Origin of the sequence: Actinopolymorpha alba DSM 45243 (assembly GCF_000373925.1) — a bacterium.
Taxonomy (GTDB): domain Bacteria; phylum Actinomycetota; class Actinomycetes; order Propionibacteriales; family Actinopolymorphaceae; genus Actinopolymorpha; species Actinopolymorpha alba.
In genome coordinates this window covers 1-14,282 of the sequence record NZ_KB892744.1, presented here as the reverse complement: position 1 = coordinate 14,282, position 14,282 = coordinate 1, and the positions used below count along the sequence as shown (strand labels likewise).

The 14,282-nt window shown below is 66.6% G+C and carries 12 protein-coding genes and 1 pseudogene; 7 read left to right on the top strand and 6 right to left on the bottom strand.

Annotation, left to right across the window (positions count from 1 at the left end; all coding sequences use genetic code 11):
- Positions 1–321 precede the first annotated feature (321 nt).
- Positions 322–2,061 carry a hypothetical protein gene (locus tag B141_RS0110250; protein ID WP_020575072.1) on the bottom strand — a complete coding sequence of 580 codons (1,740 nt, stop codon included), beginning with the start codon at positions 2,059–2,061 and terminating at the stop codon, positions 322–324.
- Positions 2,062–2,549: 488 nt separating this feature from the next.
- Here B141_RS0110250 and B141_RS52730 point away from each other — a divergent pair.
- Positions 2,550–3,064: pseudogene (locus B141_RS52730) on the top strand (DDE-type integrase/transposase/recombinase); the annotation flags it as partial.
- Between the two features lie 473 nt (positions 3,065–3,537).
- Positions 3,538–3,969 carry a LytR/AlgR family response regulator transcription factor gene (locus B141_RS0110235; RefSeq protein WP_237742669.1) on the top strand — a complete coding sequence of 144 codons (432 nt, stop codon included), beginning with the start codon at positions 3,538–3,540 and terminating at the stop codon, positions 3,967–3,969.
- Between the two features lie 26 nt (positions 3,970–3,995).
- Here B141_RS0110235 and B141_RS0110230 read toward each other — a convergent pair whose 3' ends face one another.
- Positions 3,996–4,721 (bottom strand): response regulator, encoded by a 726-nt coding sequence (locus B141_RS0110230; RefSeq protein ID WP_020575067.1) that lies wholly within the window; start codon positions 4,719–4,721, stop codon positions 3,996–3,998.
- A gap of 435 nt (positions 4,722–5,156) precedes the next feature.
- On the opposite strand from B141_RS0110230, the gene B141_RS0110225 reads away from it, so the two are divergent.
- The 3 genes from B141_RS0110225 (at position 5,157) to B141_RS39930 (ending at position 9,092) form a co-directional block, all read left to right on the top strand.
- Positions 5,157–6,983, top strand: coding sequence for a glycoside hydrolase family 13 protein (locus B141_RS0110225; protein WP_020575066.1), 1,827 nt, complete (start codon positions 5,157–5,159; stop codon positions 6,981–6,983).
- Complete coding sequence (locus tag B141_RS0110220; protein ID WP_020575065.1) at positions 6,980–7,468, top strand: pyridoxamine 5'-phosphate oxidase family protein; 489 nt, start codon at positions 6,980–6,982, stop codon at positions 7,466–7,468. The genes B141_RS0110225 and B141_RS0110220 overlap by 4 nt, the downstream gene beginning before the upstream one ends.
- Before the next feature lie 97 nt (positions 7,469–7,565).
- Positions 7,566–9,092, top strand: coding sequence for a sensor histidine kinase (locus B141_RS39930; RefSeq protein WP_020575064.1), 1,527 nt, complete (start codon positions 7,566–7,568; stop codon positions 9,090–9,092).
- Positions 9,093–9,150: 58 nt separating this feature from the next.
- Here the strand turns inward: B141_RS39930 and B141_RS39925 are convergent, their stop codons facing one another.
- Complete coding sequence (locus B141_RS39925) at positions 9,151–10,290, bottom strand: AbrB family transcriptional regulator (RefSeq protein ID WP_063828587.1); 1,140 nt, start codon at positions 10,288–10,290, stop codon at positions 9,151–9,153.
- A gap of 382 nt (positions 10,291–10,672) precedes the next feature.
- Positions 10,673–11,386 carry an aspartate/glutamate racemase family protein gene (locus tag B141_RS0110205; protein WP_020575062.1) on the bottom strand — a complete coding sequence of 238 codons (714 nt, stop codon included), beginning with the start codon at positions 11,384–11,386 and terminating at the stop codon, positions 10,673–10,675.
- 191 nt (positions 11,387–11,577) lie between these two features.
- On the opposite strand from B141_RS0110205, the gene B141_RS0110200 reads away from it, so the two are divergent.
- Positions 11,578–12,459 carry a class I SAM-dependent methyltransferase gene (locus B141_RS0110200; protein WP_020575061.1) on the top strand — a complete coding sequence of 294 codons (882 nt, stop codon included), beginning with the start codon at positions 11,578–11,580 and terminating at the stop codon, positions 12,457–12,459.
- Positions 12,460–12,597: 138 nt separating this feature from the next.
- Positions 12,598–13,197 carry a TetR/AcrR family transcriptional regulator gene (locus B141_RS0110190; protein ID WP_020575059.1) on the top strand — a complete coding sequence of 200 codons (600 nt, stop codon included), beginning with the start codon at positions 12,598–12,600 and terminating at the stop codon, positions 13,195–13,197.
- Positions 13,198–13,313: 116 nt separating this feature from the next.
- Here B141_RS0110190 and B141_RS0110185 read toward each other — a convergent pair whose 3' ends face one another.
- Together B141_RS0110185 and B141_RS0110180 are read right to left on the bottom strand one after the other, a co-directional pair.
- The gene (locus B141_RS0110185; RefSeq protein WP_020575058.1) at positions 13,314–13,925 is read right to left on the bottom strand and encodes a hypothetical protein; all 612 of its coding nucleotides are present in this window, start codon (positions 13,923–13,925) and stop codon (positions 13,314–13,316) included.
- Between the two features lie 36 nt (positions 13,926–13,961).
- Entirely contained in the window at positions 13,962–14,141 is a 180-nt protein-coding gene (locus B141_RS0110180; protein WP_020575057.1) for a hypothetical protein, read from the bottom strand.
- Positions 14,142–14,282 lie beyond the last annotated feature (141 nt).

Below are 14,282 nucleotides of genomic sequence, written 5' to 3'. Positions count from 1 at the left end.
CTGATCCCGTGGGTAGCAGCGGACAGGTCCAGTGCTGCCGCCAGGCAGGCGCGTAGCGCCACGAGGCGACCTTGGCCTGACCGCGAGGATCCCCACAATCGCAGGCGCCCGGGACCGGGAGATTCCGGGGTTATGCGACGAGGTCGTCGTACCTTCGGTACCACGCCAAGGGGACCAAGGTGAGCGTGGACTTCAACCCCGGAAACGCCACCAGCGTGGTGGTCTTCGCTGGCCTCTGGGGCGATGGCACGGATGCGTGGGTCCAGGACCAAGTCTCGCTCACCGCTCGCCCTCGAGGGTGACGGGGCCCCCAACTGGTAGCTACCGGTGAATTCGTACGACGGTGGCGGTGGTGGCCTGGACGGTCACCGCGATGCGGCCTTGACCGTCCAGGCTCAGCGGGGTCCACCTTCCCTGCCATGGCGCGTCGTTGGTGATAGGGGCCCCGCCGACTGTCGCGGACTGCGACGACGGGTCTCCGGGCTCGCCCGCTGTGAGCGTGATGGACGCGGCCTCGGACGGCCGGAACTCGCCCGTCACGATCGTCGCCCGGACATTCGCGGCACCGGCTCCGTAGGTCTTGTTGATCAGCGTGACGTAGAGGTCGCGGCCACGACCGACCGCGTACGCGGTGACGTTGACGGCGGGCGGTTTGGCCACGCGCACCGGCTTGACCTCGCCGCGCGCACCAAGGTCGAACGCCTTGATGCCGTACCCCTTCGGGCTGACCCGGTAGTTGCCACATCCGGGCGCTCGGCACGAGGAGGGCTCCGGGGTATAGCTTCCGAGCGCCGGGGTGATCGTGTCGGTGTAGAGCCACTGCTTGTTGTGGAAGTTCACCCCGCTCACCCCGCGCGCCGCCCACCAGTGCAGATAGTCCAGCGTCCACAGCGCGGACGCGAACGCGTCGCTGGCACCCGGAATCCCGGTGAGGTAGTCGTTGGCCTCGGTCAGCCGGCACGGCAGGCCAGCCGCCAGCGTCGGCGCGACGATGTGCGTGTAGAACCAGGGGTACGGCACGTAGGTCGCGGACTCGGCCCCGGCGGGTTGCGTCCCAAGGTCGGTGTCCTCGACCCATTCAGCCGACAGCATGTTGTCAATCGCCTGCTCGGCGGTCGTACTCAAGGGGCTGCCGCCGACGTAGTGGTGCTGGGTGGTGTCCTTGATGCGGCCGGAGCCACCGTCGTCGACGGCGAATTGTTCGGTCCAGGACACACCCGTGGCAGCATCCGGGGTGTACGTCACGTACGGCACACCGCCCCGAGTGCCGTAGTTGCCGGTGTCCGGTCCGGAGAACCTGGCGTCGGGCACCAGTTCCTGAATGGCGTCGGCAAACCGCCGCCATTGGGTGAGGTAAGACGGGTACGCCGTGCCTGGCACGTCCGGGGTCGTCTCGTAGATCGCGGGGTCGCCGATGTGGAACGAGTGCCAGTCGGGTTCGTTGCCGATCGAATACGAGCTGACCAGGCGGTCGTAGCGCTGGGAGATGTACTGGACCGCTTTGGCGTTGTCCGACATGAGGGTCGGGAGGGGCTTGCTGGACGGGTTGTGAAGGCGTACGGAGTAGATCACGTTCGCCCCGGCCGCGGCGGCGAACTCAAACAGGTGGTCGACGCCGGTGTAACCGTCGCTGCCGGTGCCGACCGGAATCTGCTGGTCAACTGAACCGCCGCCGACCCGGAGGTTGTTGATGCCCGCGTTGCGGAAGAGGGTGACCAGCTCGGTGTTCGCCGCGCTGAAGAAGTATCCAGGTACGCCGGCGTTGCCGGACCTCAGCGGACCTACCTCGAAACTCAGGCCAGCGAAGTCGCGGGGAATCGCCCGCCCCCGGGCCCCGGCATCCACGATCAGGGTGACCGGCTCGCCAGCGGAGTTGGCCGAGCCGGCACGGGCCCGGCTCGTGCTGCCGGCCGCGGACATCATCATCCCGCCGAGCGTGACCAGGCCAGCGTTAGAGAGGAGCTTCCGTCGCGACACGTCACCGGTCTGGCTGCGTGCGCCAGCACCTTCGACGCGCGATGGGTGGGTCCCGTCCGGAACCCCTGAGATAGGGGTGTGCATGGCTCCTCCTTCGTGAGGTCAGTTATCTGACCGCTCAGAGGCGGGCGAGTGCGGGACCCACCAGGCTGGAATTTGCTCGCGGCATCGAGGTACCGATCACCTTGAGCTTCGGTGGCCGACGATAGGCGACACAGCGACCGTCGCCTCCCCTCCGGATCGCATCTCGACCGCTTTCGGTCTTGCCCGGTAGTAACCATTCATGTGGTTGCGGCAGCCGGAGATTTCATCTGGGTTCTGGCCGGGCGTGGTCGCGTGCGGCCTGGTTTGTTGGTGCAGGGCACCCTTCAGATCGCGGGCGGGTGGAGTTCCTCGACCAGATCGAACGCTAACCGTGGATATCCGCACTCGCGTCCGAGCACCATCCAGTCAGGTGGTCGGTGCAGGGGCTGCATCTCGAGCAGTTCGATGTTGTACCCCGACGAGCGCCTCGGGGTCGGAACATGCGATCACGATGTTGTCGATTCTCGGCGTCATGGCGGCTCAGGATGGTCCGTCGGGCCGAGATCGATGCTGGGCAGCGGCCGGGGGTGAGCAGCGAGGAGCATGCGGTGATCAAGCGGCTGAAGCGGGAGAACGCTGAGCGGCGCCGACCCGTCCACCTACTACGAGGCGGTGAGACGTCAACCCAGTAAGAGAGAACAGCGCGATGAGCGGGTGAAGGAACTGATCGGGCAGACGCGGGAGCGGCAACGGTTCACGGCTGTGTTCGGTGCCCGGAAGATGTGGCTGGCGAGCGGCGAACTTCACCGCGCCGGCGCCGAACCGGCTGTGGGTGGCCGACTTCACCTACGTGCCCACCTGGACCGGCATGGTCTACGTGGCGTTCGTGTTCGACGTCTTCTCCCGCGGCATCCTGGGCTGGCGAGCCGCCACCACCAAGAAGACCCAACTCGTCCTGGACGCGCTGGAGATGGCGATCTGGAGGCGCACAAAGGACGGCCAGGCCGACCTGTCCGGCCTTGTGCACCACAACGAATCCGCCCAGTACACCTCGATCACCTGGCCCGGTGACTTGTCGGCGAACCGGGGCGAGTCCAGCACGGCCAACACCTGCTCGAGCTCGGGCTGGGACAGTTCGGCCGGGTGACAGAACGGGCGGCGCGGCCCCAGGCGGGGCGGCGCGGGATTGCGGTGCCGGTGCAACGTGGCCCGGGATCGCCCGAGGATCGCACACGCACTGACCCTGCCGATCGACATCGCGGCCCGGTCGGCAAGGGTCATCGTCACAGTCAAGACGCCCCAACTCGCCCTACTTCACTTCAAAAGAGTTCATCTACCCCAGATCTCACAACAGTCCGACAGAGAAAGGATCGACGCCGCCACCTGCCGGCCGATCTTGTCGAAGAGGTCGTGGCGCTGCCGACCGCGAACGCCCGCCTCGCGAGCACAACGTATTGATCTCCGTCGGGCCACGCGGGCCAGGCCCGAAGGGATCTACGCCTCCGCGATCACGTACAGAAGTTCGGGCTAGCGGGAATGCGCTCCAGCGGACAGCTTGGGATCGTAGATGACATGGACATGCGGTGCCTTCTCGTCGATGACGACGCCCGCTTCCTCAAGGTCGCACGTGCCTTGCTCGAACGCCAGGGAATCGCCGTCGTCGGCGTCGCCACGACAAGCGCCGAAGCGCTTCACCGAACCGAGGAGCTTCGACCGGACGTTCTGCTGCTCGATATCAACCTGGGCAGTGAGAGCGGCTTCGAGCTTGCGCGGCGCGTCGACGAAGGAGCAGTGGCGGACGGCGGTCGGCCGGAGATCATCTTTATCTCGGGTCATGCCCAGGAGGACTTCGAGGACCTCATCGAGGCAAGCCCTGCTGTGGGGTTCCTGGACAAAACAGAACTTTCTGCCACGGCCATCCGCGATCTGCTCCGCCCAAGCAGTGGGTGTACGAACGGCAGGCTCTAAGGCAGTCCCGAAGCACGCGCTACGGCCTAGCGGCCCTCGAGGAAGGTGATGACCGCAAGCACGCGGCGGTGGTCGTCACTGGTCTCAGGCAGGTCGAGCTTTGTGAGAATGTGTTGGACGTGCTTCTCGACGGTGCCTTCGGTCACCCACAGCTGGCGGGCAATGCCAGCATTCGAGCGCCCCTCCGCCATCAGGTGCAGCACCTCACGCTCGCGTACGCTCAGGACCGCCAGCGGATCGTCCCTCCGCCGGGCCGCGACGAGCTCGTTCACCAGCGCGGGGTCGACGACCGAGCCGCCCTTGGTGATCCGGTCGAGAGTTTCGAGGAACTCCTGCACGTCGGTGACGCGACTTTTCAGCAGGTATCCGACCCTGCGCCCGCTGCCCAGCAGCTCCATCGCGTGGTCGGTCTCGACGTAGGCGGAGAGAACCAGAATGCCGATCTCCGGGAGTTCGCCCCGGATCACACGGGCCGCATCCAGCCCTTCGGAGCTGTGGGTGGGAGGCATCCGAATATCGACAATGACCAGGTCTGGGCGCATTTCGCGAACCAAGGCGACGAGACTCGAACCATCGCCAACCTGTCCAACCACCTCGAAGCCTGACCGGACGAGCAGGCTTGCCACACCCTCGCGGAGCAGGAGATCGTCGTCGGCCAGGACCACACGGCCCCGGCTCGCGACCGGACCGTCGCCATTTCTCTTCGGGTGGTTTGGACCTTCCATGGTCATCCCGGCAGTCACCTCGGCCATGCCTCGACCGGCGAACAGAGGGCAGGCGGGAGTGCGACGTTTTTAGTGAACGCTGGGGACCTTTGCCCTGTCGGCCGCAGGGTCTGACGTCCCGGCCGCCGTGAGTCTCCGTGCGTCGTACGCGTTCAGCGTACCGTCAGTCGACTGCCCGGTTACGAGGCTCGGCTCCGCCGCGCTACCTGCCTTTGTCCGTCCTTCGGGGTTCCCGGATTCAGGGCTTCTCTCCCGCCTTGCGCCTTTCAGGCCCTGCCGTTCCGCGGGTGCCGCGCCGGCGCATTCCAGCCAGCAGGTACTCCGCGATCCCGGCAGGCCACCACCGCAGATGGTGGCTTGCCCTGATGACACGGTGCCGCTGAGTCGAGAGGCTCTCATTGGGTAGACCAATGGCCCGCCCACCGAAGGTCCGGAGTCCCGATGACCAAAGGACGGTCCCCGATGACTCTCCAAGCGAAATCGCGCCGCACGTCTCGTCGACGCTGGCTAGAGGATCGCCGCGCCTGGATCCAGGACGGCTCTCCGGAATTCGGGCCGCGCTCCATCAACTTCCCCGACGACGTGACGGCGGTCCGGGGTCGCCCTCAGGATGTGGATCGCCACCTGGGCTGGTGGCGGAACGCTGTGATCTACCAGGTGTACGTGCGCAGCTTTCATGATGCCGACGGCGACGGTGTCGGCGATCTGTACGGTGTACGGGCGAAGCTTCCCTACCTGCGGGATCTGGGAGTCGACGGGCTCTGGCTGAACCCGTTCTACGCTTCGCCGCAGCGCGATCACGGTTATGACGTGGCCGACTACTGCGCGGTGGATCCCGATTACGGCACCCTCGAGTCTTTCGACCGGCTGGTGCGTGAGGCTCACCGGCTGCACATGCGGGTGATCATCGATGTGGTGCCGAATCACTGCTCGGTTGAGCATCCGTGGTTTGCCGCGGCGCTGGCTGCGGGGCCGGGAAGCCCGGAGCGTACCCGCTTCCACTTCGCCGACGGTCGGGGTGAACATGGTGAACTGCCGCCGAACAACTGGCGTTCGATCTTCGGTGGGTCGGCCTGGCAGCGGGTGAGCGAGCCGGACGGTTCCCCGGGTCAGTGGTATCTGCACACGTTCTCCAAGGATCAGCCGGACTTCAACTGGCGGAACCTCGACGTCTCTGCCTACTTCGAGCGGGTGCTGCGGTTCTGGCTCGACCGGGGTGTGGACGGTCTGCGGATCGATGTCGCGCACGGATTGCACAAGCGGGACGGGCTGCCGGACCACGAGAGGGCCATCGACGACGAGCTGACCGGCGATCCGGTCAACCCTTACGCCTGGAACCAGGCGGAGGTGCACGAGGTGTGGCGCCGGTGGCGGGCGATCGCCGACGAGTACACCGAACGGACCGGCAGGGAACGGGCGCTGATCGGCGAGGTTGGTCTGCGTGACCCGGAGCAGCTGGCGCAGTACCAGCGGCCTGACGAGTTGCACCAGACGTTCTTCTTCGACTTCCTGCACGCCGCCTGGAACGAACAGTCGCTGTCGAAGGTGATCGATCGCGGGCTGGGCACCGTTGCCGCATCTGATTCGGTGGTGACCTGGGTGCTCAACAACCACGACATGCCGCGTTCGGTTACGCGGTACGCCGGTGGCGCTCCCGGTGCTGATGCGGGCGATGTCGAGCTTGGCAAGGCCCGCGCACGGGCTGCCGCGCTGCTGATGCTCGCGCTACCGGGGTCGGCGTACTTGTATCAGGGTGAGGAGCTGGGCCTGCCCGAGGTCGTGGACCTGCCGGTCGAGTTGCTGACCGACCCGATGTTCCACCGCTCCGGCGGTGCACGGCGCGGCCGGGACGGCTGCCGGGTCCCGTTGCCGTGGACCTCTGGTAAGGGCTCGCTCGGGTTCTCCCCGGACTCGGCTTCCAGCACCCCGTGGCTGCCGCAGCCCGCCTGGTTCGCCGACCTTTCCGTGGACGAGCAGCTGCGCGACGGCGACTCGACACTGCGGCTGTATCGCAAAGCGATCGCCCTGCGTCGCCAGCTCTCGGCCGCGCGGCATGATTCCCCCGAATCAGCTGGCGAGCTGCGGTGGCTGCCGAGCGAGCCCGGCGTTCTGGCATTCACCCACGGCGACCTCGCCTGCGTGGTCAACTGCTCCGACCGGCCGATCGCCTCCCCCATCGACGGCGAACTGATACTTCGCAGCGACTCCGATGTTGGCGAGAAGATGCCTGCCAACACCGCCGCCTGGTGGCTGGTTACGAGTGACGGGACCAACGAGGAACTCCGATGAAGACCGCTCACATCACCGCGGGGGACGTGGCCTGGACAACGGCAGACGTCGAGCGCATGGATGGGGTTGAGGCGTCGGAGAGAATTCCGCTGCTCGAATGCCTACGCCTGCTCGAGAACGCGCGCCTCGGCCGTATCGTGTTCACCGACAATGCGGTCCCCGCGGTCGAACCCGTGGACTTCCGGCTCGACAGGGACGCTGCCGTATTCCTGATCGCTTCGGATTCCAGGCTTGGCATCGCCCTCGGCAATTCGGTTGTGGCGCTCGAAGTCGACCACATCGACCAAGGCGACCACGGGTGGTATGTCGCGGCCGTCGGCCAAGCCAGGATCGTGGAGGAACCAAACGAGATCGCCCGGCTGTCACGATTGGGTATACAACGGCGGAGCCCCGATGCCGTCACGTTCGTTCGCGTCCCGCTCACCACGATCGAGGGCCGTTACCTCAGCCTCACGGCACCCGCGGGTCCGTTCGTGGCCGTCTGAGACCAACGCCTGAGAGACGCCCACTTCGAGGTCCGACGGCTCCAGGAGCCCCTGGCAACCACTGCTGTTACCGTTGCATTAAAGGGGATGCGACGAGATGGCACGGTACGCGGCGAGTTTGCCCGTCCTGCATTGGTTGAGCGGGCTGTTGGTCAGCGCGGCGCTGGTGGCTGCGTTCGCTAGCTTGATCGTGTTCTTCGATCCATACCTACCGGGGGTTGGTCTCGAAGCACTCTACATACTCGTGATCTTGGCTGCCGCCACCATTTGGGGCACGGGGCTCGCGGTAGTGGCCGCAGTCCTGAGCGCTCTGGTCTATGAGTACCTTTTCGTTCCTCCGATCCACACGTTGACGATTCGTGACCCGCTTACCCTTGTCGTGTTGATCGTTTTCGTCATCACGGCCGTCGTCGTGGGGCAGTTGGCGGGCCGGATGCGGCGGGCGGCAGAGGAGTCGGCACGCCTGGCCGAGGAGCAGTCCGCGTTGCGCCGGGTGGCGACACTGGCTGCGAAGTCGGTCTCGCCGTCGGCGGTCTTCGAAGCCGTCGCCCGGGAGGTCGGCCGGCAATGCAATGCCGATCTCGCCCGTCTGGAGCGCTACGAGGAGGACGGGACCGTGACCGGCGTGGCCGTCTGGAGCAGCGGGCCGGCGCAGCAGGCCCTCGGCACGCGGTTCGAGCTCGAAGGGTTGAGCATCGCCCGCGAGGTCCGACAAACCGGAGACCCGGTTCGGATCGAGAGCTTTGTCGGCGCAACGGGTGCGATCGCGGAGGAATCGCGCGCACTGGGTATCCGCTCGTCGGTCGGTTGCCCGATCGTCGTGGCCGGAAGCTTGTGGGGGGTGATCGCTGCGTCGACGAGGAACGCCGAACCCTTCCCGCCGGACACGGAGGCACAGATCGCGAGGTTCACCGAGATCGTCGCTACCGCGATCGCGAACGCCGAGAGCCGTGAACAGCTCGCTGCGTCGCGTGCACGCGTGGTCGCAGCCGGAGATGACATGCGGCGACGTCTCGAGCGGGACCTGCACGACGGCGTGCAACAGCGGCTCGTTTCGCTGGGACTCGAACTACGCTTTACCCAGGAAACGGTGCCGGCAGAGTTGCCGGCACTGCGGGGCGACATCGGCCAGGTCGCTGACGAGATCACCGAGGTGTTGGATGAACTCCGCGAGACAACGCGGGGTATTCACCCGGCGATTCTCTCTCAGGGCGGTCTCGGCCCGGCATTGCGGACGCTTGCCCGGCGCTCGGCCGTCCCGGTCGAGCTCAGCCTCGATGCCGACTCCCGGTATTCGCCGCCGGTGGAGGTGGCGGCGTACTACGTCGTTTCCGAGGCTCTCACCAACACGATCAAGCACGCCAACGCCTCGCATGCGGCCGTTTTCGTCGAGGAGCGAGACAGCACACTGCGGCTGCGCATCTGCGATGACGGTGTCGGTGGGGCAGTACCGCAGCGTGGCTCGGGTCTGATTGGGTTGTACGACAGGGTTGAGGCTCTCGGAGGATCGATCGACGTCGTCAGCCCTACCGGCCACGGCACGAGGATCCAGGTATCACTACCACTCGAGCAGACGGACGGCGGGCCGCCGCCTGTGCCGGCAGTCGGGGCAAGCTCCCCGTAGAGGCCGGACATGGATCCCTGAAAGCCGGACGACATGCGAAGCAGCGGTCGCGGTTCGATCATTCCACTTGCTGATCGTCTCGCATCCGCTGTGGACGCAACGCTGTGATCAGCCGGATCAGGAGCGGTGCGAGCACCACCATGGCGAGCAGACGCAGACTCTGCGCACTCGAGATGAGGGACACGTTGGCATGAGTGGTCACGGCGATCGCCAAGACGGCGTTGATGCCCCCAGGGGTGGTGGCGAGGTAGGCGTCCGACAGAGGAATGTGGATCAGGCCGGACAGGAGCCAGGCCAGGGCGGCGCACGCGGCACACACGGCAAGGGTGCAGGCCATGATCAGTGGGAGGAGGCGGCCCAGGCGGGCGACGGTCGAACGGTTGAAGCGGAGGCCGACGTCCAGACCAACGATGGTGAACATCGCGCCGCGGAGTATTCCGGTCGGGGCCATGCTGTGGACGGGCAGGCTGAAGCTCAACGCAGCCGTTGCAAGCATGGGGCCGAACAGTGCGGGGCTGGGTAACCGAATTCGTCGGCCGAGCCAGGCGCCGCCGAGGGCGACGACCGCGAGCAGGACGAGCCCAGTGTCCTGATCGGCACCAGTCACCAGGTGCCAGGGAGCAGGAGCTGCGGCGAGGGGATGTGGTACGGGTGCCCCGGACGTGACCAGCCACTGGACCAGGATCGGCGCGGTCATGGCAACCGAGGCGACCCGCATGTACTGCATCAAGGCGACAGTTCGCGAGTCGGCGTTCAGATCCTCCGCGCACGACACCACAGCGGCTGAGCCGCCCGGGAGCATACCGAGGGTGGCCGTGGCTCCGTCCATGCGGATCACCCGGCTCAATCCGGCAGCCACCCCCAGGCTGAGGACGATGGTCGCGGCGGTCACCGCGACCAACGGCAGCATCGCACCGGCCGCCTGGTGCAGGGCCAACGGGCTGAGGTAGCTCCCCATCAACACTCCGAGCACCGCCTGGCTACTCCGGTTGATGCGGCGCGGGACCTGTGCGGTGACTAATCCGGTGCCGGCCGCGGCGACCCCAGCGATCAGTGGTACCAGCAAGTGCGCGGCGGGTACGACTGGTTCGGCGGCCTCTCCGGCCGCACAACCCACCACCGTGACAGCCAACCACGTCGCCCAGCGCCAACGTGACGCAGAGAACGCTCGAACTGCCGCGCGGCGGAGGTGACGCACCCGCCCAGGGTACGCGGAGAGGTCTCGACCGCCACCTCCCTCTCAGGCCCCTCTAGCTCGAAGGTGTCGGGTGCGCTGAGTGCGACACAGGCCAGCCGAGATCGCAGCTGCTGAAGGGGCTGAGCTCAACGAACGTAGCGAATGGGGCGGCTGGTCGCCAACGGGCTCCGGCACCAGGCCGACAGGACCAGACATACCGCGCAGTGCGCGGCAATGCGACCGGCCTGTCCACGTCATCCTTGCGTACTGATGCACGCGGCCAGGGCGTTCGTCCGCTTTGCGTGGCATGGATGAGGCGTACTCATGGAAAGCGCAATGGACATCGCTCGCAAGCGCAACAAAGGAAGGCCAGGTCAGCCAGCTATACGGCGCGATCGTGGGGCTACGGCCCGACTGGCAAAGTCTCGGGCGTGAGCGCGAGGTCGACGGCGGCCTCGACGTGGATGCGGGTGGTGTCGTACATCGGAACCGGGCAGTCGTCCTGGCTGACCAGCAACGTGATCTCGGTGCAGCCCAGGACGAGCGCCTCGGCTCCGCGCTCGGCAAGCTGGGCCATGACCTTCTGGTAGGCGAGGCGTGAGGAGTTCTCGATCCGGTTCCTCGTGAGTTCCTTGTAGATCACGTCGTGCACGAGGGTGCGATCGGGCTCGTCCGGAACGATCACCTCGATGCCGTGGGCGCGCATCCGGTCGTGGTAGAAGCCGTGCTCCATCGTGTAGCGGGTGGCCAGTAGCCCGACCCGCCGGTGTCCGGCCTCGACGACGCGTTCCGCGGTCGCGTCGACGATGTGGACGAACTCGATGCCCACGGCACTGGTGATCGCGTCGGCCACCAGGTGCATCGTGTTCGTGCAGAGCAGGACGAGGTCGGCGCCGGCCGCCTCGAGGGTGCGCGCGGCGGCCGCCAGCCGGGCGCCGGCCGCGTCCCAGTCGCCTGCACGTTGCATTGCCTCGATCTCGGCGAAGTCGAGCGTGAGCAGCAGACTCGGCGCGCAGTGGTGGCCGCCCAACCGGTGGCGAGTCTCCTCGTTGATCATCCGGTAGTACTCGGCGGACGACTCCCAGCTCATCCCACCGATCAGTCCGATCGTTCGCATCCGCGGTCCCTCTCAGCACACGTGTGACTGTGTCAAGAAACTTAACATATGCGTTCAGATAGGTCGTCGTTTCAGTTGCTTGCTCGCCTCTCCTAACCTTTACACTAGCGTTCAGGTAAGTTCGATGTCCGTCAGGCGGCGGAGGGCGGCTGGCTCGGACGAACGTAGATCGGGAAACGAAAGGTAGAGCCATGGGTCACATCGTGAACACCCACCAGGCAGAGGCGTGGAACGGCTACGAGGGCGAGCACTGGGCTGCCCACCAACAGCGTTGGGACGCGGTGAGCCAGGAGTTGAACCATCACCTGCTCACTGCGGCGGCGATCGGTGAACAGGACCACGTGCTGGACATCGGCTGCGGCAACGGCCAGTCCACAAGACTCGCGGCCGCGCGGGCACACCGAGGACACGCTTTAGGGGTCGACCTCTCCGCACCGATGCTCGCCCAAGCACGGGCGACGGCTGCGGCCGAAGGCGTCTCAAACGTTCGGTTCGAACACGGCGACGCGCAGGTGTATCCGTTCGAGGCCGGGGGTTTCGACGTCGCGATCAGCCGGGGTGGGATCATGTTTTTCTCCGATCCGGTCACCGCCTTCGCCAACATCGGCCGGGCACTGCGGCCCGGCGGCCGTCTCGTCTTCGTCTGCCCCCGCGACGTCCATCGGCAGGACTGGTTCGTCGCCCCCATGACAGCCCTACTTGGACGACCGCCCGGCCCGGCAGGACCCCGAGAGCCCGGGATGTTCTCGCTCGCCGACCACGACCATCTCCACGACCTGCTGAGTCGGGCCGGATTCGAGACCGTGACCGCCACCGGGATCGATGTGTACATGACGTACGGCAGCGACGCCGCCGACGCCGCTGAGTTCGTCCTCGGCATGGGTCCCGTCCGCTTCTACCTCGACCAGACCGGCCGGCCCGCGGAGGGCGTCCGCTCGGCGGTCACGGCGGCCCTTCGTCCGTACGAGGTACCTGGAGGGGTGCGGATGCCGGGCAGCTTCTGGCTGGTCGCCGCCTCCCGCCCGCTCGGGGACACCCTCGGAACGAGTCCTTCTGGAGGCCGCCATTTCTGATCTACCCGGCTACATCTAGGCCATGACCCTCGCGAGCCTGAGCGGCATCCTCGACCTCGTCGTGGCGCTAACCGTCGGCTACTTCGCCGGTTTGGGCCCCGTCGAGGAGGGTTCCGCGCCCGGCCGTATCCTCGCGGCATGACTCGCGAGCCGGACACGGCAGCGCGTCGCCGTCTGAGGGCCGATGCCGAACGCAACGTCGCCGCCATTCTCGACGCCGCCACGGAACGGATCCTCCGTGGCGGCGAGGTCAACCTGGCTGCCCTCGCCCGGGCGGCCGGCGTCAGCCGTGTCACCCTCTACACCCACTTCCCGACCCGCGAGGCGTTGCTCGAGGCGGTCGTCGAGCGTTGCATCGCGGAGTCCAGGCTGTTGATGGCAGACCTCGAACTGCATGACGGTACGGCCAAAGAGGCCATGGCGAGGCTGGTGCGCTCCCAGTGGCGGACGCTCGACCGCTACCGCACGCTGTACACGTTCGCAGCAACCAGTCTGCCCCCGGCCCGGCTGCGCACGCTGCACGCGCCGTTGTTCGGCCAGATGAGGAAGCTCGTCGCGCGCGGCCAGGACGAGGGTGTGTTCCGTACCGACCTGCCGCAGACGTGGCTCATCGCGACCATCTACGGGCTCATGCATCAGGCAGCCGAAGAGGTCAACGCCGGCCGCCTGTCCGCCCGCCGGGCCGGTGACACTGTGACCGCGACTGTCCTGTCCGCGCTCACCGCGGCTGACGGCTGATCTAACCGGCCCGGCGGGCCCGAGGACGGCGCCCCTGCGCCGCCCGCAAGGGCAGCAGCCAGGGCAGTGAACCGCGACAGAGGGAAGCACTCATCGCGGCAGATCCGGTCGGGCGATTAGGCGTCGAACCAAACGACGAGCCGAACGTTGTTTGACCCATGCAGCCTGACGAGAACCCGCATGACCTCGAACACGGGCAACCACTCGTCGCCGATCGCGTCACGACGGCAAAGGCGTTCCACTCGATACAGACGATCATCGACAAGCCACTCCGTGCCCTCGGGGAATTCTGAACCGTCTTGATCCAGGCGATGACCTGTCGCATCGGCCCATTCACGGTCCTGGCCGGCCTTCGAGTCGTACACCCACGTGTCTTCGGTGGCGCGTACGTACCTGTGGATCCTGGAGTCGGCTCGTATGGCGGACTCGCTCCAGTCAATGGCTGCCAGGTCGTTCCCATTCAGCCAACTCGCGGAGTGGGCTTCGTTGCCGAACTGTTCAACAGCATCGCGTGTACGGGGTGCGACGTCAGTCGGGAGCCCTCGTCCGGCGGCCACTGGAACGAATCCAGCAAAGTTCTGAACGCCGAAGAGGCAGCCGAACAGGTCATAGTCCCGCCCTGTGTACAGCAGACTCAGATCGATGGCCCATTCCCACGCGTCGTCCTCGTCAGGGCCGAACGTGAACTCGGGACGGCACTCGATAACGCCGTGGATGTCAGTGCCCATGCTAGGCATTCTGGCCCAATGGCGTCGGCACCGCGATCAGTCGGCGCCGATCGATGGGCGCTCGGCGTAGTGGTTGGCGGGTGGGAGAGGGAACTGGACGTGCTGACGTGTCGGGTTGGTCGCTGGTTCGAGCCGCCGCAGACGCGGTGCGCGTTCGTGGTGTTCGCGATCCTGGCCACCCCACGCGGGCACGCGTTCGTCGACGTCGAGCTGCACCTCTCGCGATCCTGGGCATCCGACCCGGACCGGCTCGCCGGGGCCGCAGGCTTATCCGGCGAGGCAGTGGAGACTTTTCCGTGCCCTGGAGCCTGTTGCTTTTTGTGGTGGTGGCGGTTGGGGGCGTGTCGGCTGGCGGGG